The organism is Kosakonia sp. PSU_27, assembly GCF_039409795.1.
Taxonomy (GTDB): Bacteria; Pseudomonadota; Gammaproteobacteria; order Enterobacterales; family Enterobacteriaceae; genus Kosakonia.
In genome coordinates this window covers 126,576-150,815 of the sequence record NZ_JBCIVK010000001.1, presented here as the reverse complement: position 1 = coordinate 150,815, position 24,240 = coordinate 126,576, and the positions used below count along the sequence as shown (strand labels likewise).

Sequence of the window (24,240 nt, the reverse complement as noted above, 5' to 3'; positions counted from 1 at the left end):
AGGCGTTCCTTTGCAGTTCAAGGACATGCGAAACGTGGAAGCTGGAACGGGTTGCGGATGCTGTTCGGCGCGAATTCCAGCGTCACCTGATGTCCGTCAACCGTGAATGTCGCCTGGCGGCTCAGGCTGCTGCTGCCGGGGCTGACGCGCGCTTTATCGAAAAAGCGGTTCAGCGCCCAGGCGCCGTTGGTCACCAGCGTAGCGGTTGTACCGTTGGCCAGCCCTAACTGCATCCGCACCTGGTTGGTGCCGCCGGAACCCGGCCAGCTAACGATTTGCACCGCCTGCGGGCCGTGGCTGTAGCGAAGGATTTGTCCGTCTACATCCAGCGTCATATTCAGGATGGTGTTATCCATGCGCACCGTACGCACCGTAGTGCGAAACGACGGTGTTGCGCTGCCGTTGGCAAAGAACGCGTCACGAATCGATTGCGCTTGCTGAAACGGCACCAGCACCCCTTCGCTGCCCGGCAGGGTTTTGCCATCGATGCCCGGCATAAAACGCCATGTCGCCTGAGTGGTATCGACTTTGTTGGTCAGGTTGTCGCGAAAAAAGACATCCATCAGGCCGGTACCAGGGGCAAACATGCGTGCCAGATCGTCGGGGGTAACTTCGCTGCTGGCGGAACGCACTAACGGGTAGCGTCCGGCAATCGCCTGGCGGCAAAAGCTGCCCACTTCCACGCTAATGCGCTTGCGCACGTTTTCCATATCCCGGCGCTGGGTATCACTGCTCGCGCCAACCGCCATGTTGCTGAACATGGTTTGCAGCCCGCCAGGTAAACGCCCGGCACTGGCCTGCAAACGGCTGATCGCTTCGCCGCCCGGCGGTGGCATACCGCTGTTGGCGGCATCCTGCACGGCGGTCAGGTAACGATAAAGCTCATCAACCTGTTTGAGAAAATCATCAAACACAATGGTCTTGCCGCCCTTTTCCAGCGGCTGCGCCAGTTCGATGATCGGCGCGAAATGTTCGGTGACACGCTGTTCCGGCGTCTGGCTGGCGGCGGCGTTTGCCGTGGCGGAAGCGCCATCATGGTTGCTAAACAGCGTTTCGAGCATCTGCGTACCACGGTTGCTGCTCTCCGGCGCTTTCTCTTTACCATCCGCCACGCCATCACGGCTGAGTTTCAACTGCTGGCTGAGATTGATAACCAGCCGGCGCAGCGGTGAGTTGTTTCCGGAAAGCAGACGCGCGGTATTGATGCGCTGGTTCAGATCCGCGCTGTTATTAAGCTGAATGTCACTTAAGAAGTTATCCCAGATAGCGATAAAATCCCGCGCATACAGCTGGCGCACCGCGTTATCGGTTTGCTGTTTGTCTTCCGCTTGCGTGGTGGAACCAAGCACCCAGACATCATCTTCATGCAGCGAGGCGGTGACCGGCGCGATTTGCGCATTGAAACTGTTCCAGTACCCATCCGGGGTATACAACCCCGGCAACCCTTCACCGACCGGCTTACCGCTTTTGCGGGAAAAGACCAGTTCACTCTGCGGGCCGCCAAGCGACGCCAGCGAAACCTGCTTCAGGTTTTCATCGCGCTCCAGCAGGCGTTTCAGCCGCCCGTAAACGCGGGTGGAGAGCGGTTGCTGGTTGATCAATGCCTGTTCGCGGCTAATCAGCGCCTCGTCTTTGGCATACGGCGACGACTGAATTTGCGGCTCCAGCAGTTGCGTCAGGTGCCACTCAAGCTGGCTTAACTGCGCTTTGGTGACGTTCTGCGGCAGGTTACGTTGCAGATTGAGCATCACCCACGAGTGCAGGAACTTACCGTCGTAATGCTTCGGCTGATACAGCATCTGATAGGCTTTCAGCGCTTCATAGCTGTATTCCACATCGCTGCCGTTGTCGTTACGCAACCAGGTAGTGATGCGCATCGCCACTTCCGGCAGCAGCATCTGTTGCAGCGCTTTCTGGTACAGGGTTTGCGAGGCGTCAGCCACATCGTTACCGCGATAGAGCCCCATACGGCGGGTGATCGGTGGGTTATTGACGTCAAACTTCTCGCTTTCCGGCAGCGCAGAGAGGCCATTAAGCAGCGGCAGCAAGGCAAAGAGATCGCCCTGCTGGCGGTTACGCAGCGCTTTGATCTGCTGGTCAAGGGCCGGTACTTTGGCCTGCACTTCATCCAGATAATCACGGTTGTTGCCGTAGCTGGTAAACCACAAGGCGCTGATAATAATCAGCAGCGCCAGCAGCGCCGCATAACCGGACCAGATCACCGCCCGGCTGCGCAGTTCCCACCAGCGGTTTTGCCCGGCGATACCGGCTTCCTGGAAGATCACGTTTTGCAGCAGATGCTTGATAAAGAAGCTCTGCCCTTTCCCGCCCGGCACCGGTTCCTCTTTGCTGACCGAATCCCAGTTATCGCCTGATTTACCCTGCGGCAGCGACAGCGCGCGGCTAAGCTCGCCCATTACGCGGTCAAACGGCAGGCCTTCCTGCGTACCGCTGGCAAAATAGATGCCGCGCGGGGAGAACTCGGTTTCAAAGTTAGAGCGGGCAAAAATGGTGTTCAGGTAATCTGCCAGCAGCGGACGCAGCGCGGCGAACTCCTGCGGGAACAGGAAACATTCCGCGCGGGCTTGCGCATCGCTTTCACGCAGTAGCGTATCCGGCAGGGCCGCATCCAGACGCTGTTGCAGCAGCGCGAATTCCTGAATAAAACTGCCCTGCAGGTCGAAATCCGCCAGTTTGGCTTTTTCCCACGGGAAGGTGAAACCCCAGATTTGATCGCGCTGCGCTTTATCAAACCCGGCAAAATACGCGCGAAAACCTTTCAGCAAGTCCGCTTTGGTCACCAGCACATACACCGGGAAACGGATCCCCAGTTGTTCATGCAACTCGGTCAAACGCTGGCGCAGGTTAAGCGCCTGTTCGCGCGATGCCTCGGCTGACTGGGTGAGCAGATCGGCAATGCTGACCGTCACAATCACGCCGTTGATCGGCTGACGGCGGCGATACTTTTGCAGCAGGCCAAGAAACTTCAGCCATTCGCTCGCATCCTGAACCTGCTCGCTCTCCTGCGTGGTATAACGCCCGGCAGTATCGAGCAACACAGCCTCGTTGGTAAACCACCAGTCACAGTTACGCGTACCGCCAATACCGCGCAGCGCGGTTTTACCGAAGCGATCCGCCAGCGGGAATTGCAGGCCGGAGTTGACCAGCGCAGTGGTTTTACCGGAACCCGGCGCACCGATAATCACATACCATGGCAGTTGATACAGATACTGGGTGCTGAAGCGCTGCGCCCACTGTCCGCGCTGACCTGGCTGGTTGAAGTGCGCTTTTTTCAGTACCTGCGCGGCTTCTTCGAAACGCTCGTTCAGCACCTGATCTTCGTTATTGAGGCGTTTGCGCTCAACCGGATCTTTTGCCTCTTCGCTTTTCAGGTTGTCCATCAGCTTGCGGTTGAGCCAGGCGTTGTAAAGACGCGGCACAATGTGGCTGTGAACCCAAATCAGGTACATCACCGCAATGGTGATCATGCGGTTTTGCTCAGACTCAAGCGGGCGGGAATCCACGACGGAGAGCAGCGGGCCAATCATCCAGATAACCGCGGCCAGCCCCGTTACGCCAAGGAAACCCCACAAAATGCGGTTGGTCAGCAATGAAAGCAACATATTCATCCTTTAGTTTCCTTGCGGCAATCCGTTCAGCTCGGCGGCCGTATTTCCCGGCGACACCAGCAAAGTAATCTCTACGCGGCGGTTACGGGCGCGGTTTTCAGCCGAGTTGTTCGGCGCTATCGGGTTCATCTCCCCTCGCCCTTCCGCTTTCACACGCGCCGGTTGCGACAGGTGTTTTTGCAGCAGCGACTGCACAGAACGCGCGCGCTCAAGCGACAGCTCGTAGTTCGAGGCGAAACGCGCACTGCGGATCGGCACGTTGTCACTGAAACCCACCACCAGAATTTTGCCGCTGACGTTATTCATCGCCTGCGCAACACGGTCGATAACCGGTTCATAGCTTTCGCGTGCCACCGTCGATCCCGAGGCAAACAGGCCATCGCCTTTGAGTGTTACCACGCTGCGATCGGCTTCATCGCGCACCGCCACCAGGCCTGCCTGAATTTCCGGGCGCAGAAACGCGCGCAGGTTAAGTACCGGCTGCACGTTTTGTACCGGCTGCTCAATGGCCGCTTCCGGCAACTGGGTTTGATAAATTTTCGCCAGCACCGGGTTGGTGCTGTCACCCAGACGCCAGTTGAGCACGATATAGAACAGGCAGGCGAGAAATCCCGCCAGCCCGACACACGCCCATAGCGGAATAACCGGCCGCCACAATTTGCGCATGACCGGTTGATCTTCCGGGTGCGGCGACAGCGGCGGCGGATAGTTGCCACGCACACCGCGAATCATCTGCCACAAGCGCTGTTTGATGGTTTCCAGTTGCGTACGGCCGTTGTCCATCACCCGGTAACGTCCTTCAAAACCGAGTAACAGGCAGAAGTTGATCAGCTCCAGCAGCGCGATATGTTCGCGCGGGTTTTGCGATAAGCGCGCCAGCAGCTGGAAGAATTTCTCCCCGCCCCAGGTTTCGTTGTGGAACGTCACCAGCAGACCGCTACCGGACCAGACGCCACGGCTTCCCCACGGCGTGAGCGCCGCCGCTTCATCCAGCGCGGTGCATAAACAGTAACGGGCGCCGACGATCACTTCGTAGGCCAGCCCGGATTGCTGGCAGCGCACTTCAAAACGGCGAATTTCATCAATCAGGTGCTGGCGCAGACCGCTTTGATCATCATGAGAAACGGAATAGCGGATCTGCGGTATCGCGTTAAGTAACGGGTTGGCGGCCGCGACCAAAGGATTGTTGCCACTTGCTCCTGCCAGAGCGGCATCGCTGCCGGAGGCTTGTTGTTCCTGCATATTGTGCGCTCGCTGTATTATTCAGTCGGGCTACGGATGGCCCAAAACTCCATATCAAGACCCGGGAATTCACCTGCCAGATGCAGCGCGAAAGCCCCCGATTTTTCCATTTCGTTCCACAGCTCGCCGCCCTTTTCCAGTTCGAAATAGTTGTAACCGGCATGCCACGGAATTTGCGGCGGCGCGACCGGCATGGTGCGCAACTTCATACCCGGCAGTTGCAACTGCACCAGGTCGCGGATTTTGGTGACCGGCGCGACTTTCATCTGGGCCGGGAAATGGGTTTGCAGGATTTCGCCAGGGACACTGGCTTTCACTGCCAGCACGAAACCAAACTCGCGCGCCATGGTGGTGGTCGGCAACGTGGCGATATTCAACCCGTGCGTGCGTTCGGTAAGCGGCAACTGAATGGCGTGCTCTTCCATCACCAGAGACAACCCGTTGCGCAGCATCAGTTGTAACTTGCCAAAACACCCAGCCAGATCGTCATGGTCGTAAACCGGCAGCGTCTCTTCCGGCGAGCGCGACGCGGTCCAGGTAGTCAGCTCGGTGGCAAACGCCAGCCAACTGCGCCACAACTCTTCCGGGTGGATCATCGGCAGCGTTTTCAGATGGGAAACCTGGCCGACATGGTGGTTAATCAACGCCAGCAGCGTGAATTCCACCATTTCGGAGGTATTAAAACGCCCCGGCTGGCGCAGACGCTGGCCAATCTGCTGGCTACGCTGCATCAGCAAACTTTGCAGATCGTTGATAATGGCGTAAATCGCCGGGTTGTTAACCGCATTCAGCATCGGCGGAATATAACGGCTATCAATTCGAACGTGGTTATCGTTACGTTTTTCTACGACATGCGCGACACCGATCGCCGTCCACTCTGCCGAGAGATCTTTTTCCAGCATCAGTTTCAGACGCAGACGGCCAAACTGCACCGCCGCCGGCCCGACGGACATGGCGTTATCGTCATCGACTTCGCTTTCCCAGGTGACATAACGCGCCAGCGAATCTTTCTCTTCGCTAAAGATCACCTCATCACGCCCGCCGCGACGGGCAGGCAGCGCCAGCACCACGCGCTCATTGTTGATGTTGTCAGGGATAGCCAGCGGTGTGGGCGCCTGGCGAGCATCGTGGAATGAGAAGAACGTGCCATCCGGCAGTAAACCGCTGGCATAACTCAGGGCAATACAGCCCTGGCGCAGCATGGCATCGTCGAGCTCGATATCAAGGTAGCCCCAAAGATACGGGCGCTGCAGTGTCCCCCACTCGCGAATATGGTGTTGCAGATAGCTTTCCGCTCGCTGAAAGTGATGAGGGCGCAGAAACATACCTTCGGTCCACACGACCTTTTCTGCTTTGTTCATACGGTTTTCCTGTTAAGACTGGCGCTATTTGGAAATCACACGGATGCCATTGACGTCGAGGAAGATGTTGGCTTCCAGTTCGTCTGACGACGATTTCCAGAATTCGTAGAAGTGCGTCTCTCCCTGCACCGGGAGCGGTAAGGACATCCGCCATTTTTTGCCATCCAGCGCCTGATACTCCGCCATTACGCCGATGTAACGCGCGTCGGGCGCGCTTTTACCGCTCAGCGTTTTCGACAGCTGGCCGGGCATCAGGAAAAATTCATCACTGTTCAGCAGGTTGGCGCCAAGTACGCTATCTGCGTTGTTTTGCAGCGACCAGAAATCGGCGGACATAAATGTCGCGTCCGATTTCAACAGCAACACCCTGACTTTAAGGGGAGCGGACTCATTGATTTGCGGATGAGCCCTGAACTGAAGGTTATAGCTGGTAGGTACGCTGTGTGAAGAGGAGCCACAACCGCTGGCCAGGGTGGCCAGCACAAAGAAAAACACCAGGCTAATCTGGCGTACAACCGAATTATTATTCATACCAGGTACTCGTCACGGCTGGATTAATTGATGATCCACGTTCCGGAGTTGGCGTTTTTGCAAGCCTTACCGCTGCCATCGACAGTCACGCAGGTCTGTTTTTTACGTTTCAGTTTGCGTGCGTCATCACGCAGGGTTTTTTCGTACAGCTCGCTTTTCACGACGGCACGCATCGGTACATAACCAATCAGCTCTTCCTGACCTTCATCGGCCAGCGCCATCCAGAAGTGTTCAACCTGCCCCAGAACCACATAGGTTTTACCGGCTTGCAGCTGGCGAATCACTTTGCCGCCGAAATCCGGTGTGCTCATCACCGACGCCGGGTAAAGCGCGCGATAGTCTTGTTTGATAGGCTGGAATTCCTTCGGCGGAATAACCGCGTAGCGGTGTGTCAGCGTGACACCGTTCACTTCGCTGGTGACGATGGTGTCATCGGTTGGGGCGGGTTTAGGTGGCGCTTTACAAGCCGAAACGCCAAAGACAAAAAGAAGAGCCAATACCATTCGCATGTTCATAACGTTTTTTTCCATTGCAAATATATTACTGTGTTGACCTGGAGCGTTTTGGAAAGGGTATTTAAATCGCTCTAAATGACGCAAATCCATGTCCAGTTAAACGCTCAGATAATGAATAAAAGGCATAGCTACCGCACGAGTCTGTCGCAGGGACAGGCCGCAATAATATTACTTTTCATTGACTATCGTGACACAATTTTACAGATCAGATTATTCAATTCAATATGATCTCCGACCTGTTGAAATACTATTATTTAATTTTTTTGCAAATTAGGACAATTCTCAAGAAAGAATTTCACTTTAGATGATAATCCGTAAAGATGCCAACCCACCCATTTTGTAACGGTGCGCAATCTTTGCATAAATCGCTGATTATTAATCAATATTAGTGACAACAAGGCAATAGCATATATTTTAAAATGCGAGATAGGATGAATCCTAAAAACTAATTTAATGTGATAAACCCTACAATATTTAGTAGTGAAATTACCTGAATAAAAGTGCGGATTAACGTACAAGATAAGCAACGGCGTTATTTTGGCTTTGATAGGCAAAATATATTGAACAAATAAACATTATTTCCACAGCACGATAGTCAAGTGTGTAACAGTCCCTGGCAGGAAACATTCTTTACTTTCATATGAAATTTCAACCCACCTTAAATTGTGTAGTCAGACTTAATTTTTGTGAACCGACAATAAACGAACCCTTTCAGCAAAATTGATACAGCGCACTATTTACCCATTTCGGGCCCTGTCGCAAATAAATAAAAAGCCCCTGACGGACAGGTATGCAGCCGGTGCTGATTATTTGTGCAGCGAGAGCATAAAATCCGCCCCCTGCTCTGCCAGCCAGACGGGGAAATTGTCTGGAATCGTGCAAAATGCCAAACGCGACACACGATTTGTTTCAGATTCGACTATGGTTTTGTGCAAGGTTGATTGCGGCAGCACCGCTGTGCACCCGCTAAGGAGAATAATCGATGACAAGACCTGTTCTACACCGACCGCGCGCTCTGCTGCTGGTCATGCAAATCGCGTTAGGCGGCGCGTTACTCGCCACAGCTCCCCACTCTTTCGCCGCCGAGGCGCAAAATACGCCGCAGCCACCGGATGTTCTGCTCGGTCCGCTGTTCAGCGATGTGCAAACCGCTAAGCTCTTTCCCGATCAAAAAACCTTTGCCGATGCCGTGCCGAAAGGCGACCCGCTGATGATCCTCGCGGATTACCGCATGCAGCGCACGCAAACCAGTTTCGATTTACGCCACTTTGTCGATGTGAACTTTACGCTGCCCAAAGAGGGGGAAAAGTATGTTCCGCCTGAAGGACAAAACCTGCGTGAGCATATTGACGGGCTGTGGCCGGTGTTAACACGCACTACCGACAGCGCAGGGAAATGGGATTCGCTGCTGCCGCTGCCAAAACCTTATGTCGTGCCGGGTGGACGTTTTCGCGAAGTCTATTACTGGGATAGTTATTTCACGATGCTCGGCCTCGCCGAGAGCGGCCACTGGGACAAGATTGAAGACATGATCAGCAACTTTGGCCATGAAATCGATACCTGGGGCCATATTCCTAACGGCAACCGCAGCTACTACCTGAGCCGCTCACAGCCGCCCTTCTTCTCGTTGATGGTGGAATTGCTGGCCACGCACGACGGTGACGAAGCGCTGAAAACCTGGCTGCCGCAAATGGAAAAAGAGTACCAGTACTGGATGGAAGGTGCAGATACGCTGCAGCCAGGCCAGGCCAATAAGCGCGTGGTTAAGCTCAGCGATGGCAGCATCCTGAACCGCTACTGGGACGATCGCGATACGCCGCGCCCGGAGTCGTGGCTGGATGATGTGACAACGGCCAAAAATAACCCCAATCGCCCGGCAACCGAGATTTACCGCGATTTGCGTTCTGCCGCCGCGTCGGGCTGGGATTTTAGCTCCCGCTGGATGGACGATCCCAATCAGCTTGGCACCATTCGTACCACCAGCATTGTGCCGGTTGATCTGAATGCGCTGATGTTCAAGATGGAAAAAATGCTCGCCCGTGGTTATCAGGCAGCCGGCGATAGCGCGAAAGCAAGTCAGTACGATGCGCTGGCGAACGCGCGTCAGAAAGGTATTGAGGCCAATCTGTGGAATGAAAAAGAGGGCTGGTACGCTGATTACGATCTGAAGACGAAGAAGGTGCGTAATCAGCTGACAGCCGCAGCGCTTTACCCGTTGTTTGTTAATGCCGCCGCCAAAGATCGCGCCGATAAAGTGGCCAGCGCGGCCAAAGAACGGTTGCTGAAGCCGGGGGGTATCGCTACCACCACGGTGAAGAGCGGTCAGCAGTGGGATGCGCCGAACGGCTGGGCGCCGCTGCAATGGGTGGCAACAGCGGGCCTGCAAAATTACGATCAGCAGAAACTGGCAATGGAAGTGAGCTGGCGTTTTCTGACTAATGTGCAGCACACTTACGATCGTGAGAAAAAACTGGTCGAGAAATATGATGTCAGTACCACCGGCACCGGTGGCGGCGGTGGCGAATATCCGCTGCAGGACGGTTTCGGCTGGACCAACGGTGTGACGCTGAAAATGCTCGATCTGATCTGCCCGAAAGAGAAACCGTGCGACAGCGTACCGCAAACGCAGCCCGCACAGCAGGCTGCCGCGAAGGTTGAACCAACGACTCAGCCGCAAAAACAGCAGCAAGCCGTCGCGCAGTAACGCGCACAGTAAAAAGCCGCAACAATCATGTTGCGGCTTTTTTGTCTCAAAAAACGGATGAACTGGCGGTTAATTTCGTCTGAACAACCGGAAGACGGCCAGCACGACAATCGAACCCAGCACCGCGATCAGGAAACTGTGCCAGTTGAAGCCGGTAATATCTCCGCCATAACCAAATTGTGTCGCGAGCCAGCCGCCGACAACGGCCCCGACGATCCCAAGTATACAAGTCAGAATGAAACCGCCCCCATCCCGTCCTGGCATAATCAACTTAGCAATAACGCCAGCAATCAGGCCAAAAACGATCCACGCGAGAATGCCCATGTTTCTCTCTCCTTCTGTTAGTCTTGTTGACGCGCACATACCACTTCGGCGACGCGTTAGCTACAGTATAGATGTCGGTCATAAAACATTTTCATCTCACAGACTTAATTCAAACGGATTACGAAAATAATTACGTTATTTGTATTAAGTTCTTGCCGGGAATGCCGATAAAGCAACGAAGGTGTGTCAGCCATCAAGGAGCCATTCGGCGTGAGCAATTACAGTGAGCAGTTCCTGAAACAAAATCCTCTGGCCGTGCTGGGCGTTTTACGCGACCTGCAAAAGAACCAGGTACCCGTTTGCATCACCTGGGGTAGCGGTCAGTTCATCAGCAAGATACTGGAAGTGAATCCAGAAGAGCTGGTCATGGATTTTGGCAGCCAGGAGTACGAGAACAACGCAGTACAGCGTGCGGGAAAGGTTACCGTGACCGCTGAAACACATGGCGCCAAAGTCGAATTCACACTGACAAAGCTTTCTGCAGGCGATTTTCAGGCTTTACCTGCTTTTATTACTCCGCTTCCGGAAACGCTGTGGTTTATTCAGCGCCGTGAATATTTTCGCATCAGCGCCCCGCTCCACCCGGCCTATTTTTGTAAGGCGTTTATGCCGGACAAAAGCGAGATTCGCTTTCGTCTGTTCGACCTGTCATTAGGCGGCATGGGCGCGCTGCTGGATGGAGAAGCGCCTGCCGCGTTGCAACCGGGCATGCGTTTTTCCAAAGTGGAACTGGATATGGCGTCGTGGGGGCAGTTCTATTTTGACGCGCAGTTGATTGCGATTGGCGAGCGTAAAGTCGTTGATGGTAAAAATGAAACCATTGTCACGCCGCGTCTGAGTTTTCGCTTTTTGAATGTCAGCCCGGGCGTGGAGCGCGAGCTCCAGCGCATTATTTTTGCCCTGGAGCGCGAGGCGCGCGAACGCGCCAGCCGGGTACGCTAATTACATCGCATCCATCGCTTTTTGCACTTTCCAGATATAGCGCGGCGCCTGCGGCGCGGGGTGGTTTTCCGCCACATGCTTCATAAACGCGTCTGCGCTTAACTCGTTTATCTCTTCAATGGCTTCGCTTCTGTCGGACGAGAAAGTCCGCAGTAGCGCGCCTGCACCATTCACATACGAGACCACCAGCGCGTACTGCATCACTTTCGGATCGCGGATGCCTGCCAGCGCCCCGTGCTCGAGAATACTCAAATAAGCCGCCCCCATGGAGATGTTGCGCTCCGGGTTTTTGAGTTCGCTGGTGGACGGTTGCCCGCTCCAGCCCATATGACGGTAAACTTCGCGCCCGGCGGTGGAGGCTTTAAGCTGCATCAGGCCAACGGCGTTGGATTTGCTGACCAGATTCGGGTTACCGCCGGATTCCACGGCGATCATCGCGGTGATCAATTGCGGGCTGACGCCCCAGGCTGCACCGGCTTTTTCGGTGATGGGCATCCACTGCATTGCGCGTTTTACCGGCACTTCCGGGTTCCAGTCCGGGTTACGATAATCCTGTTTTGAACTACATCCGGCGAGCAGTACCACTAAAAAAGCAAACCATCTCAATTTCACGCAAGCTAATCCTTCTATAAGTGTCATCGGCTACGGATGACAACGACACAGGTTAGCGGCATGATAACTGTTTCCCTATAGATGTCAGCAAGGAATTGCCATGTCCACCTTCCATCTGATTGCCCCTTCCGGCTATTGCATTAACCAGCACGCCGCAGCGCTTGGCGTCGAACGACTCACTTCGCAAGGCCATCATGTTAACAATCAGCACGTCATCACCCGCCGTCATGAGCGTTTCGCAGGACATGACGAAGAGCGCCTGGCGGATATCAACGCACTGGCGCAATTGCCGGGCGACAACATTATCGTGATGCCGGTGCGCGGGGGGTACGGCGTCAGCCGTCTGCTCGCGGATATTGACTGGCAGGCGCTGGTGGCGCGCCAGCAGCATCAACCGTTGCTGATTTGCGGCCATAGCGATTTCACCGCCATTCAACTTGGGTTGCTGGCATACGGAAAAGTCATCACGTTTAGCGGGCCAATGCTGGCGGGTAATTTCGGTGCCGAAACGCTGGATGCCTTTACGGCAGAGCACTTCTGGCGCGCCATCAGCAATGAAACCTTTACCATTGAGTGGGACGGTGAAGGCCCGCAATGTGACGTGGCAGGCACGGTGTGGGGGGGAAACCTGGCGATGTTAACCTCGCTGATTGGTACGCCCTGGCTGCCTTCCATACCCGGCGGCATTCTGGTGGTGGAAGACATTAATGAACATCCCTACCGCGTGGAACGTATGCTGTTGCAGTTGTTGCACTCAGGCATTCTGGCGCAGCAGCAGGCGCTGATCCTCGGCAGTTTCTCGCTGGCGCAACCCAACGATTACGATGCGGGCTACAATCTTAATAAGATGATCGACTATCTGCGCGCGCAATTGACGATCCCGGTAGTCAGCGGGCTGGCGTTTGGTCATGAACCGCAGACCGTCACACTGCCGCTCGGTGCGCATGCCCGGTTGCAACATGCTGAAAAGACGCAACTGACCTTAACGGGTCATCCCACGATCTTGAGGTAAAAAAAGCGCTTTATGCTCTTATTAAAGCCTTGTTTCTGCCGTTATTATATGACGCACTAATCAACCCGGCCGGTTACTGCCGCCCGGGATCCCCCACGGTGAGGATTAAGGAGAAGCACACCATTGGACGCTGAGGCGATAATCAGTCTGTTTATTCTGGGTTCAGTTCTTGTAACCTGCAGTATTTTATTAAGTTCTTTCTCCTCCCGCCTTGGTATTCCCATTCTGGTGATCTTTCTGGCAATCGGTATGTTGGCCGGTGTCGACGGTATCGGCGGTATTCCGTTCGATAACTACCCTTTTGCTTACATGGTCAGTAACCTCGCGCTGGCGATCATTTTACTCGATGGCGGCATGCGTACCCGCGCCAGCTCGTTTCGCGTCGCGCTTGGCCCTGCGCTTTCCCTGGCGACTATTGGTGTGCTGGTCACTTCCGGTTTAACCGGGATGATGGCCGCCTGGCTGTTCAAGCTCAACATTATGGAAGGCTTTTTGATCGGCGCGATTGTTGGCTCCACCGATGCCGCCGCGGTGTTCTCGCTGCTCGGCGGTAAAGGGCTGAACGAGCGTGTCGGTTCTACCCTTGAAATCGAATCCGGCAGCAACGATCCGATGGCGGTGTTTCTTACCATCACGCTGATTGAGATGATCCAGAAGCACACGGCAGACATCGACATCATGTTCCTCGTGCATATTGTGCGGGAGTTTGGCCTCGGTATTCTGCTCGGCGGCCTGGGCGGCTATCTGTTGCAGCAGATGATTAACCGCATCTCTCTGCCGCCGGGCCTTTATCCGCTGCTGGCACTGAGCGGCGGGATTCTGGTTTTCGCCTTAACTACGGCCCTGCACGGTAGCGGCATTCTGGCGGTCTATCTGTGTGGTTTTGTGCTGGGCAACCGTCCTATCCGCAACCGTTACGGTATCCTGCAAAATTTCGATGGGCTGGCCTGGCTGGCGCAAATCGCCATGTTCCTGGTGCTGGGTCTGTTAGTCACACCGTCTGATCTGTTGCCGATTGCGGTTTCCGCACTCATCCTCTCGGCGTGGATGATTTTTGTTGCTCGTCCTCTGTCCGTGTTTGCCAGCCTGTTACCGTTTCGCGGTTTTAACCTGCGCGAACGCATTTTTATCAGTTGGGTGGGGTTGCGCGGCGCGGTGCCGATTATTCTCGCCACCTTCCCGATGATGGCCGGGCTTGATCACGCGCGCCTGTTCTTTAATGTCGCCTTCTTCGTGGTGTTAATCTCGCTGCTTTTTCAGGGAACGTCGCTCTCGTGGGCGGCGAAAAAAGCCAAAGTTGTCGTGCCACCGGTTGGCTGGCCGGTCTCCCGCGTCGGTCTGGATATTCACCCGGACAATCCGTTTGAGCAGTTTGTTTATCAACTCAGTGCGGATAAATGGTGCGTGGGGGCTGCGCTGCGTGATTTACACATGCCTGCGGATACGCGTATTGCCGCACTGTTTCGTGACAACAGCCTTCTGCACCCGACCGGCAGTACCCGGCTGCGTGAAGGCGATGTGTTATGCGTGATTGGTCGCGAAAGCGATCTCCCCGCGCTCGGGAAACTGTTTAGCCAGTCTCCGCCGGTGGCGCTGGATCAGCGCTTCTTCGGTGATTTTATTCTTGAAGCGGATGCTAAATTTGCCGATGTGGCACTGATTTACGGTCTGGAAGAGGGGCTGGAGTATCGTGAAAGCCAGCAAACGCTGGGCGATATTGTGCAGCAACTGCTGGGTGCCGCGCCGGTCGTGGGGGATCAGGTCGAGTTCGCCGGGATGATCTGGACGGTGGCGGAAAAAGCCGATAATGCGGTACTGAAAGTCGGCGTTCGCGTGGCGGAAGACGAGGCGGAATAACCGCCTCGCGTTAAGTTACACTGTCACAACAGGCACGCGCGGCGCCAGGGCGCACATCAATTCGTACCCTACTGTTCCGGCCGCCGCCGCCACTTCATCGATTTTTATCTCGTTACCCCATAGCTCAACCGGCGTACCAATCCCGGCCTGCGGGCACGGGGTTAAATCCACCGTCAGCATATCCATTGAGATCGCGCCAACAATGCCGGTACGAATGCCGTCCACCAGCACTGGCGTGCCGGAAGGCGCGATGCGCGGATAGCCGTCGGCATACCCGCAGGCGACAACACCGATACGCTGCTCGCTCTGCGCGCGGTAACGACAACCGTAGCCCACCGTTTCACCGGCTTTCAGCGTCTGCACGGCAATGATCTCACTGCTCAGCGTCATTACCGGGCGGATCCCGCTGTTCGCGACATCCTGCCACGCGCCCGATGGCGAAGCGCCATACAGCACCACGCCGGGGCGCACCCAGTCATAGTGCGTTTCCGGATGCCACAACGTGGCGGCGGAGTTAGCCAGTGAGCGCGGCGCGTTAATGCCTTCCGCCGCCTGCTCAATACGCGCCAGCGGCGCGGCGATACCGTCTGCCCGCTCCGCTTCAGCAAAATGTGACATCAGCGTCACGGTTGCCACATTGGTTAAGGCATTGAGTTGCTGGTACACGGTGTGCACGCGTTCAGGCATAAAGCCGAGCCGGTTCATGCCGCTGTTGATCTTCAGGTAAACGTCGAGCGGCGCTTGCAGACGCGCGTCCTGCAAGGCTTTGATCTGCCAGTTGCTGTGCAGGCTGGTCGTCAGGCGGTATTTGTCAAACAGCGGTAGTTCATCGGCATGGAAAAACCCTTCCAGCATCAGAATCGGCCCTTTCCAGCCGCGTTCGCGTAGCAAAATGGCTTCTTCAAGATTGAGCATCGCGAAGCCATCTGTGCTGTTGAGCGCGCGCCAGATGCGATCCAGACCGTGACCATAAGCGTTCGCCTTCACAACCGACCAGACTTTTGCGGCAGGTGCCGCGCGGCGCACAACCTGTAAGTTATTGCTCAGCGCCGTTAAATCAAGCGTGGCGAGAACCGGACGAGACATTCCTATTCCTTCTTCGAATCAGTTATGAGCACCGTGTAAATGGTGCGCGCGCACAGGGGTAAAGCCAGGCGAATAACGCGCCACGCTTAAATCATCAGCAGCAATCGCAGGAGTACTGCCGGACATCAGGTCGCTTAACAGCTGGCCGGAACCGCAAGCCATTGTCCAGCCAAGGGTGCCGTGCCCGGTGTTCAGCCACAGGTTTTTATACGGCGTGCGTCCGACAACGGGCGTACCGTCTGGCGTCATGGGGCGCAGGCCGGTCCAGAAAGTTGCTTGCTCGACAAATCCGCCACGCGGGAAGAGATCGCGCACCACCATCTCCAGCGTTTCGCGGCGTGGTTTCAGCAGTTCCGTATTAAAGCCAACGATTTCCGCCATGCCGCCGACGCGAATACGCTGTTCAAAGCGGGTAATGGCAATTTTGTAGGTTTCATCCAGGATCGTTGAAACCGGTGCGCCGTCTTCTTCGGCAATCGGGATCGTTAATGAATAACCTTTCAGCGGGTATACCGGGATATCGACGATGTTTTTCAGTAAGCCGGTAGACCACGAGCCAAATGCCATCACGTACGCGTCGGCTTTGACCACCTCTTCTCCGCACTTCACACCGTAGATGTTTTCGCCTTCATACAGCAAGCGATCCACCGGGGTGTTAAAACGAAACTCCACGCCCGCCTGCGCCGCCATCTGCGCCAGTTGCTGGGTGAAAAGCTGACAGTCGCCAGTTTCATCATTTGGCAGACGCAAACCACCGGTCAGTTTGTGTGCAACTTCCGCCAGCGCGGGTTCGACTTCCGCCAGCCGCGCAGACTCCAGCAGCTGATAAGGCACGCCGGCATCCTGTAATACGGCAATATCACGCGTGGCGTTTTCGTACTGCTCCGCGGTGCGAAACAGCTGCAATGTACCGCCTTGCCGCCCTTCATACTGAATACCGGTAGTTTCGCGCAGCAGTTTCAGGCAATCACGGCTGTATTCCGCCAGACGCACCATGCGGCCTTTATTTTCCATATAGTGGCGCGTGTCGCAGTTGCGCAGCATCTGCCACATCCATTTCAGTTGCGATGAGGTGCCGTCGAGGCTGATTGCGAGCGGCGCATGGCGCTGGAACATCCATTTAATGGCTTTTAACGGCACACCTGGCGCCGCCCAGGGCGCAGCGTAGCCTGGTGAGATCTGCCCGGCGTTACCGGCGCTGGTTTCCTGCGCGGGACCCGGCTGGCGATCAATCACCGTGACGTCATGCCCGGCCTGGCGTAAATACCAGGCGCTGGTGACACCCACCACGCCACTTCCTAACACAACAACTCGCATATCCCTCTCCTGTGAGTAAAGCACGATCATCTGATTACAAATTGATAACCCAGATGAAAATATTATTCAACATATGGCTTTTTTATGGTGAGCTTCCTCACAGCTTCGCCGTATGACAAGGGTTTCTGTTATTTAGCATCTCCTGCTGCGCGACTTTTCGCCGCAGCATAATATTTCGAAACACTTGCTATTTACGCCGCTGATATGATGAAAAATCGCGAAGAAAAATTTATGGCTTAGGTACAGATTTAATTGCGTGTTCTATGCTTGAAATGAGACGCTCCATACAGAGAGTGTCGTTAACAACGAGGGCGCGCTAATGGCTACGATTGACTCAATGAATAAGGATTCTATTCGTCTGAGCGATGGACCCGACTGGACTTTCGAACTGCTGGATGATTACCTGGCGGAGATTGACCGGGTGGCGAAACTTTATCGGCTGGATACCTATCCGCACCAAATCGAAGTGATCACCTCAGAGCAGATGATGGACGCTTACTCCAGCGTCGGCATGCCGATCAATTACCCTCACTGGTCGTTCGGGAAGAAATTTATCGAAACTGAGCGGCTTTATAAGCATGGGCAACAAGGGCTGGCCTACGAGATAGTCATCAACTCTAACCCCTGCATCGCTTATCTGATGGAAGAGAACACCATTACTATGCAGGCGCTGGTGATGGCGCACGCCTGCTATGGGCACAACTCTTTCTTTAAAAACAATTACTTATTCAAAAGCTGGACCGATGCCAGCTCAATCGTCGACTACCTGATTTTCGCGCGTAAATACATCACCGATTGCGAAGAACGCTACGGTGTGGACGAAGTGGAAAAGTTACTCGACTCGTGCCACGCGCTGATGAACTACGGCGTCGATCGCTACAAACGTCCGCAGAAAATCTCGTTGCAGGAGGAGAAAGCACGGCAGAAAAGCCGTGAAGAGTATCTGCAAAGCCAGGTGAATATGCTGTGGCGCACGCTGCCCAAACGCGAAGAAGAAATAACCATCGCGCAGGCGCGTCGCTACCCGGCGGAGCCGCAGGAAAACTTGCTCTATTTTATGGAAAAAAACGCGCCGTTACTGGAGTCGTGGCAACGCGAGATCCTGCGCATCGTGCGTAAAGTGAGCCAGTATTTCTATCCGCAAAAACAGACGCAGGTGATGAACGAAGGATGGGCGACGTTCTGGCACTACACCATCCTTAACCACCTGTATGACGAAGGCAAAGTGACCGACCGCTTTATGCTGGAATTTTTGCACAGCCACACCAACGTGGTGTTCCAGCCGCCCTATAACAGCCCGTGGTATAGCGGCATTAACCCGTATGCGCTGGGCTTTGCGATGTTCCAGGATATTAAGCGTATTTGCCAGTCGCCAACGGATGAAGACCGTTACTGGTTCCCGGATATTGCCGGTTCGGACTGGCTGGAAACGCTGCATTTCGCGATGCGCGATTTCAAAGATGAGAGTTTTATCAGCCAGTTTATGTCGCCGAAGATCATGCGTGATTTCCGCTTCTTTACCGTGCTGGATGATGACCGTAACAATTATCTTGAGATTGCCGCTATCCATAATGAAGAGGGTTACCGGGAGATCCGCTCGAAACTCTCCTCGCAATACAATCTCAGCAACCTTGAGCCAAACATCCAGGTGTGGAATGTGGATCTGCGCGGCGACCGTTCACTGACGCTGCGCTATATTCCGCACAACCGTGCGCCGCTGGATAAGGGGCGCCGCGAAGTGCTGAAACATGTGCATCGTTTGTGGGGTTTTGATGTGTTGCTGGAACAGCAAAACGAAGATGGCAGTGTGGAGTTACTGGAGCGTTGTCCGCCCCGCGCCAACAGCCTGTAATGAAAAACCCCTCTGTTGAGGGGTTTTCTTTGCTTATCGGCTTTGTAAGGCTAAATCACCCGGCATCGTTTTCTGCATCCGATGCCAAATCTCACCACTATCATGACCATAGCGGCGCACAACTTCGTAGACTTTGTCATGCTGCGCCTGTTCGCACACTTGCGCCAGTTGGTGGTAGAAACCGAGCGCCAGGCTGCGGGCTTCCGGGCTTGAGAAATAGTGGCGACCAATTCGCGTATACAACCCTTTCATGCCGTTAAGGATCAAACCATAAATTGGGTTACCGGACGCAAAGGCCAGACCGCGGAAAATGTTGTAATCGAGGTCAGCGAAGGCATCAGCATGATCTTCAACTTCACGCGCGCTGGCCAAGACTTTCAGCGCGTCTTCCGGATGCTGACGAAACGCGGTGCGAATAAAAATCGTGGAAATGTTGGTACGCACTGAAAGCAGATTATCGATCAGTTGCGGAACACTCTCGTGATCCAGACGCGCCAGCGTTTCCAGAATATTCAGCCCGGAGGTTTCCCAGAAGTTGTTCACTTTCGTCGGCTTGCCGTGCTGAATTGTCAGCCAGCCATCACGGGCGAGGCGCTGTAAAACTTCACGCAATGTGGTACGAGTGACGCCAATCAGTTCAGAGAGTTCGCGTTCAGCCGGAAGAATCGACCCCGGAGGGAAGCGACTATTCCAGATACTTTCAATGATGTACTCTTCCGCGAAACCCGCCGGGCTCTGCGCCTTAATGACCATAGAGAGATTTCCATTACACAGCTAAGCAAAGGACACTCATCATACCAGACCGCACCCGGTGCAGGTAGCGTACCTCATGAAGAAAAAAGGGGATCGGGGATCCATTTTGGCGATTTAACAACGCTTATCCGCGATAGTAACAGGGCTTTGATGCGCAATATTTACCCCACAGCACGGAGGATATTTTGTTGCGTAAATGGCAGCACTTTGTTGCCAGGTTTGACTTTTCGCATGATAAACATTCGATTACGCATTATTTTCTTGCCCGCTAGTGGCCTGCGCAATGATTTCGTTTACACTGCTTTGTCTACGCATCTCCCAGGGAAATGATTATGTTGCGATATTTAAACGGGTGCTCACGCGGGCGCGGCGCCTGGCTTTTGATGGCGCTAACAGCGTTTGCGCTGGAAATGGTCGCATTGTGGTTCCAGCATGTCATGCTGCTTAAACCTTGCGTCCTGTGCATTTATGAACGCAGTGCGCTCTTTGGCGTAATGGGCGCGGGTATTGTCGGGGCGATTGCGCCGAAAACACCATTACGTTATGTCGCTCTGGCTATCTGGATCTACAGCGCGTGGCGCGGCATCCAGCTGGCCTGGGAACATACCATGATCCAGTTACATCCTTCGCCGTTTATGACCTGCGATTTTGCCGCTCGTTTTCCGGGCTGGCTGCCGCTGGATAAATGGCTGCCGCAGGTGTTTGTTGCTTCTGGTGACTGTGCCGAGCGCCAGTGGTCATTCCTGACGCTGGAAATGCCACAATGGTTGCTGGGCATTTTTGTCGCCTATCTGGTTGTGGCACTGCTGGTGCTGATTGCTCAGCCGTTCAAACCGAAAAAACGCGACCTGTTTGGTCGCTAACAGAACGCTCCTTCGGGAGCGTTTTTTTTGACTGATTCAGGATCAAGGCAACATCCGCAAAGATGAATACTGGCAGGGAAAAGGACGATTCGGGTGGCTGGAGTTATCGCACTTATTTACTTCGCTTCAGGTACGCTCTTTTTTACGCATAAGATCAGGCTGTTCGCGATTGTTTCTTCTTTTATTCTCTATATTGCTCTGCATATCGCTGCTGCCAATACGCTTCTTAGCGGGCTGTTGCTGGCCTCTTTGCTCATCACGTTCGTCGTCTTACTGACCCTGAAGCGCCCGCGTACACGAAGGCGGTTCTTCACTTTTCCCTGCCCTGCTGGCGGCTGACTGTCCCGGTGATGTATGACGTTTTCGTTAGTCAGCCCATTCCGGCTTATTAAGGATATGCTCCTGCCAGTCGCGGACTTCTGACTCTTTCACCGCAATATGGCGCACCGAAATACGCTCGGCATGCATGGCGGCTTTCGAGCCTGTACGCAACGGGTGCCACAGCGGCAACGCCTTTCCTTCCGCCAGCAGGCGGTAAGCACAGCTTGGCGGCAGCCATTCGAAAGTGGGGAGATTTTCACGGGTCAGCTTGATGCAGTCCGGCTCGTACTCGAAGCGACGTTCGTAGTTGCGGCACTGGCAGGTTTTTATGTTTAGCTGGCGGCAGGCAACGTTGGTGAAATAGATTTCGTCAGTGTCTTCATCCATTAACTTATGCAGGCAGCACTGCCCGCAGCCATCGCACAGCGACTCCCACTCCGCGTCCGTCATTTGCTCAAGGGTTTTGCTTTGCCAGAAAGGAGTGTCGCTCATGATGAAATCCGCCGTTGAAATCCAGGGTGCACCTTATAACCAGTCTGGCATGCGGATGCAAGTTTTGCCGCCAGGAAAGGCGGCAAACTGCTTTAAAGGACGCGAGTCGTCAACGAAAGCCCGTCGAAACTCACTTCCAGCTCATCACCACTGTGCAATGGCCCCACCCCTTCTGGCGTGCCGGTCAGAATGACATCGCCGGCTTTTAAGGTAAAGAAGCGGCTCATATAGGCAATCAGCGGAATAATTTTATGGATCATATCCGCTGTGGTGCCTTGCTGGCGCACTTCGCCGTTGATTTTCAGCCCAAGCGTGGTGTTTTGCGGATCGCTCTGGAATTCCGCCGCCGGGATAAATCCCGAGATGGGGCAGGAATTATCAAACCCTTTCGCTTTTTCCCATGGCTGCCCGGCTTTTTTCATTTTGCCTTGCAGATCGCGCAGCGTCAGATCGAGCGCGACACCATAACCGGCAATCGCTTTTTTCACATGATCTTCCGTCGCCTGACGCAGCGTTGCGCCAATCAGCACCGCCAGCTCAACTTCATGGTGAACCGAACCAAAATCCTGCGGCAACGCCAGCGGCTGGCGAAGATCGCACAACGCCGTTTCAGGCTTAATAAACAGTACCGGCTCTTCCGGGGTAGCGCTCCCCATCTCTTGAATATGTTTCGCATAGTTGCTGCCAACGCAAACCACTTTACTCACCGGGAAATCCAGCAGAGCGCCCTGCCAGTTATGATGTTGATACATGGTGTACGACCTCCGGTAACACATTGAACATGAGCGAAAAATGACTATCCGCGCCACCCGGCGGTTTGTCAAATGCCAATATGTTACGGCGATACAATAGCCATAATTAAGAAACGGCGGAGCGATCCGCCGTTACTGCCGTAGGATTATTCTTTACCCTGAGCGGCGAGATGCTGCTTCAATAAATTTTCTTGCGGCGGAGGAAGTTGCAAATAATAGCCCTGCGAAATTAACGCCTCTTTTACTTTTTCTAAATCTGCACCGACTAATTTTTTACGGCCATCGAGCGGCAGAATCATTGCCAACTGAGGCTGACCGAAACTTTGCATTAATGCTTCCGGCACGCGGGAAAAATCGTCTCTTTTTTCGACGTACAGATAAGTCTGATCGCGTCGGGCACTTCGGTAGATCACACAAAACATACTTTTACTCGGAATTATCGGGAGGTTACTTGCCTGAAAATAATAGTGACTATAACATGCCTGATAGTCTTCGGAATATCACTCAAGATGCGGGTGATAATAGCAAAATGAGTAAGGTCAGGATGTCAAATACGCCCATCGAGCTAAAAGGCAGTAGTTTTACCTTATCAGTGGTTCACTTGCATGATGCAAAACCCGAGGTTATTCGTCAGGCGTTAGAAGACAAAATCGCTCAGGCTCCCGCTTTTTTGCTGCACGCTCCTATTGTTGTCAATGTTTCCGCGCTGGAAGGCGCTGTTAACTGGCCCGCGCTGTTGCAGGCTATTACCACGACAGATTTACATGTGGTTGGCATTAGCGGTTGCAAAGATCCAGAACTGAAGGCTGAAGTTGAACGCGCCGGTCTTCCGCTGCTGACGGAAGGAAAAGAGAAAGCAGCGCGTAACGAGCGCGCACCCGAACCGACGCCGGTTGCGGCGCCGATCACAAAAACACGCTTAATTGACGCGCCGGTGCGTTCCGGCCAGCGCATTTATGCGCCAAATTGTGATTTGATTGTGACCAGCCACGTCAGCGCGGGCGCAGAACTCATCGCCGATGGCAACATTCATGTCTATGGCATGATGCGCGGCCGGGCGCTGGCAGGCGCCAGTGGCGATAAAGACGCCCAAATATTCTGTTCTCATCTCACGCCGGAGCTGGTCTCCATTGCGGGGGAATACTGGCTGAGCGATCAAATCCCGGCCGAATTTTATGGCAAAGCGGCGCGTTTGCAGTTGGCCAACGACGCTTTGACAATTCAACCCTTAAATTAAGCCCTTTTAACAAGGAACTCCTATGGCACGCATTATTGTTGTTACTTCGGGTAAAGGGGGCGTTGGCAAGACCACCTCCAGCGCGGCCATCGCTACTGGTTTAGCCCAGAAGGGCAAAAAGACCGTTGTTATCGACTTCGATATCGGCCTGCGTAACCTCGACCTGATTATGGGCTGTGAGCGCCGCGTGGTTTATGATTTCGTTAACGTTATTCAGGGCGATGCCACACTCAATCAGGCGTTAATCAAAGATAAACGCACTGAAAACCTCTACATTCTCCCGGCATCGCAAACGCGTGATAAAGACGCCCTGACTCGCGAAGGCGTCGATAAAGTGCTGGAAGACCTGAAGAAAATGGACTTCGATTTTATCGTCTGCGACTCCCCGGCAGGCATTGAGACAGGCGCATTGATGGCGCTCTACTTCGCTGATGAAGCGATTATTACCACCAACCCGGAAGTCTCTTCCGTACGCGACTCTGACCGAATTCTCGGTATTCTGGCGTCGAAATCCCGCCGCGCGGAAAATGGCGAAGAGCCGATTAAAGAGCACCTGCTGCTCACCCGTTATAACCCGGGTCGCGTAAACCGTGGTGACATGCTCAGTATGGAAGATGTACTTGAAATCCTGCGTATCAAACTGATTGGCGTGATCCCGGAAGATCAGTCGGTGTTACGTGCGTCGAACCAGGGTGAGCCGGTTATTTTGGATACCAATGCTGACGCCGGCAAAGCTTATGCCGATGCCGTGGAACGTCTGCTGGGAGAAGATCGTCCTTTCCGCTTCATTGAAGAAGAGAAGAAAGGTTTCCTCAAACGCCTGTTCGGAGGATAAGTT

22 protein-coding genes are annotated in these 24,240 nt (G+C 54.3%); 9 read left to right on the top strand and 13 right to left on the bottom strand.

All coding sequences use genetic code 11. From position 1 onward, the window contains the following. Positions 1-17 precede the first annotated feature (17 nt). From tssM to AAIG26_RS00730, 5 genes are read right to left on the bottom strand one after another with little or no spacing between them, the layout of a single operon-like run. Positions 18-3,629: a type VI secretion system membrane subunit TssM gene (tssM, locus tag AAIG26_RS00750; protein WP_343179371.1), complete on the bottom strand. Its 3,612-nt coding sequence runs from the start codon at positions 3,627-3,629 to the stop codon at positions 18-20. 3 nt (positions 3,630-3,632) lie between these two features. Beyond that, complete coding sequence (locus tag AAIG26_RS00745) at positions 3,633-4,871, bottom strand: DotU family type VI secretion system protein (protein WP_016495649.1); 1,239 nt, start codon at positions 4,869-4,871, stop codon at positions 3,633-3,635. Positions 4,872-4,888: 17 nt separating this feature from the next. Next, the gene (gene tssK, locus AAIG26_RS00740) at positions 4,889-6,232 is read right to left on the bottom strand and encodes a type VI secretion system baseplate subunit TssK (RefSeq protein WP_016495648.1); all 1,344 of its coding nucleotides are present in this window, start codon (positions 6,230-6,232) and stop codon (positions 4,889-4,891) included. A gap of 24 nt (positions 6,233-6,256) precedes the next feature. After that, positions 6,257-6,763, bottom strand: coding sequence for a type VI secretion system lipoprotein TssJ (tssJ, locus tag AAIG26_RS00735; RefSeq protein WP_016495647.1), 507 nt, complete (start codon positions 6,761-6,763; stop codon positions 6,257-6,259). Between the two features lie 23 nt (positions 6,764-6,786). Beyond that, positions 6,787-7,278 (bottom strand): hypothetical protein, encoded by a 492-nt coding sequence (locus AAIG26_RS00730; protein WP_016495646.1) that lies wholly within the window; start codon positions 7,276-7,278, stop codon positions 6,787-6,789. Positions 7,279-8,260: 982 nt separating this feature from the next. Here AAIG26_RS00730 and AAIG26_RS00725 point away from each other — a divergent pair. Beyond that, positions 8,261-9,982: an alpha,alpha-trehalase gene (locus AAIG26_RS00725; RefSeq protein WP_097405797.1), complete on the top strand. Its 1,722-nt coding sequence runs from the start codon at positions 8,261-8,263 to the stop codon at positions 9,980-9,982. Positions 9,983-10,051: 69 nt separating this feature from the next. Here the strand turns inward: AAIG26_RS00725 and AAIG26_RS00720 are convergent, their stop codons facing one another. Then, a complete protein-coding gene (locus AAIG26_RS00720; protein ID WP_016495644.1) occupies positions 10,052-10,306 on the bottom strand; it encodes a GlsB/YeaQ/YmgE family stress response membrane protein in 255 nt (84 codons plus the stop codon). Positions 10,307-10,516: 210 nt separating this feature from the next. Between AAIG26_RS00720 and AAIG26_RS00715 the strand changes: the two genes are divergently transcribed. Then, the gene (locus AAIG26_RS00715; RefSeq protein ID WP_016495643.1) at positions 10,517-11,248 is read left to right on the top strand and encodes a flagellar brake protein; all 732 of its coding nucleotides are present in this window, start codon (positions 10,517-10,519) and stop codon (positions 11,246-11,248) included. On the opposite strand, the gene emtA is transcribed toward AAIG26_RS00715, so the two are convergent. After that, on the bottom strand, positions 11,249-11,860 hold the full coding sequence (gene emtA / locus AAIG26_RS00710; RefSeq protein ID WP_016495642.1) for a membrane-bound lytic murein transglycosylase EmtA: 612 nt from the start codon (positions 11,858-11,860) through the stop codon (positions 11,249-11,251). Positions 11,861-11,960: 100 nt separating this feature from the next. Between emtA and ldcA the strand changes: the two genes are divergently transcribed. After that, the gene (gene ldcA / locus AAIG26_RS00705) at positions 11,961-12,872 is read left to right on the top strand and encodes a muramoyltetrapeptide carboxypeptidase (RefSeq protein WP_343179370.1); all 912 of its coding nucleotides are present in this window, start codon (positions 11,961-11,963) and stop codon (positions 12,870-12,872) included. A gap of 123 nt (positions 12,873-12,995) precedes the next feature. Then, on the top strand, positions 12,996-14,729 hold the full coding sequence (locus tag AAIG26_RS00700; RefSeq protein WP_016495640.1) for a potassium/proton antiporter: 1,734 nt from the start codon (positions 12,996-12,998) through the stop codon (positions 14,727-14,729). Between the two features lie 15 nt (positions 14,730-14,744). On the opposite strand, the gene dadX is transcribed toward AAIG26_RS00700, so the two are convergent. Both dadX and AAIG26_RS00690 read right to left on the bottom strand, forming a co-directional pair. Beyond that, positions 14,745-15,815: a catabolic alanine racemase DadX gene (dadX, locus tag AAIG26_RS00695; protein ID WP_097405795.1), complete on the bottom strand. Its 1,071-nt coding sequence runs from the start codon at positions 15,813-15,815 to the stop codon at positions 14,745-14,747. Between the two features lie 18 nt (positions 15,816-15,833). Further along, entirely contained in the window at positions 15,834-17,174 is a 1,341-nt protein-coding gene (locus tag AAIG26_RS00690; RefSeq protein ID WP_343180298.1) for a D-amino acid dehydrogenase, read from the bottom strand. 277 nt (positions 17,175-17,451) lie between these two features. On the opposite strand from AAIG26_RS00690, the gene AAIG26_RS00685 reads away from it, so the two are divergent. Next, entirely contained in the window at positions 17,452-18,984 is a 1,533-nt protein-coding gene (locus tag AAIG26_RS00685) for a SpoVR family protein (RefSeq protein ID WP_016495637.1), read from the top strand. 33 nt (positions 18,985-19,017) lie between these two features. Here AAIG26_RS00685 and fadR read toward each other — a convergent pair whose 3' ends face one another. Continuing rightward, on the bottom strand, positions 19,018-19,737 hold the full coding sequence (gene fadR / locus AAIG26_RS00680) for a fatty acid metabolism transcriptional regulator FadR (RefSeq protein ID WP_016495636.1): 720 nt from the start codon (positions 19,735-19,737) through the stop codon (positions 19,018-19,020). Between the two features lie 332 nt (positions 19,738-20,069). Here fadR and dsbB point away from each other — a divergent pair, with 332 nt between their 5' ends. Further along, positions 20,070-20,600, top strand: a complete 531-nt coding sequence (gene dsbB, locus AAIG26_RS00675; RefSeq protein WP_016495635.1) for a disulfide bond formation protein DsbB — start codon at positions 20,070-20,072, stop codon at positions 20,598-20,600. 93 nt (positions 20,601-20,693) lie between these two features. Beyond that, on the top strand, positions 20,694-20,939 hold the full coding sequence (locus AAIG26_RS00670) for a hypothetical protein (RefSeq protein ID WP_343179369.1): 246 nt from the start codon (positions 20,694-20,696) through the stop codon (positions 20,937-20,939). Positions 20,940-20,966: 27 nt separating this feature from the next. Here the strand turns inward: AAIG26_RS00670 and AAIG26_RS00665 are convergent, their stop codons facing one another. From AAIG26_RS00665 to AAIG26_RS00655, 3 genes are all read right to left on the bottom strand, one after another. Then, positions 20,967-21,413 (bottom strand): YcgN family cysteine cluster protein, encoded by a 447-nt coding sequence (locus AAIG26_RS00665; protein ID WP_020454068.1) that lies wholly within the window; start codon positions 21,411-21,413, stop codon positions 20,967-20,969. 92 nt (positions 21,414-21,505) lie between these two features. Continuing rightward, a complete protein-coding gene (locus tag AAIG26_RS00660) occupies positions 21,506-22,165 on the bottom strand; it encodes a fumarylacetoacetate hydrolase family protein (protein WP_343179368.1) in 660 nt (219 codons plus the stop codon). Between the two features lie 146 nt (positions 22,166-22,311). After that, entirely contained in the window at positions 22,312-22,587 is a 276-nt protein-coding gene (locus AAIG26_RS00655; protein WP_045509846.1) for a YcgL domain-containing protein, read from the bottom strand. Between the two features lie 122 nt (positions 22,588-22,709). Here AAIG26_RS00655 and minC point away from each other — a divergent pair, with 122 nt between their 5' ends. Beyond that, positions 22,710-23,402: a septum site-determining protein MinC gene (minC, locus tag AAIG26_RS00650; RefSeq protein WP_020454071.1), complete on the top strand. Its 693-nt coding sequence runs from the start codon at positions 22,710-22,712 to the stop codon at positions 23,400-23,402. A gap of 22 nt (positions 23,403-23,424) precedes the next feature. Beyond that, positions 23,425-24,237, top strand: a complete 813-nt coding sequence (gene minD / locus AAIG26_RS00645) for a septum site-determining protein MinD (protein WP_017456991.1) — start codon at positions 23,425-23,427, stop codon at positions 24,235-24,237. Positions 24,238-24,240 lie beyond the last annotated feature (3 nt).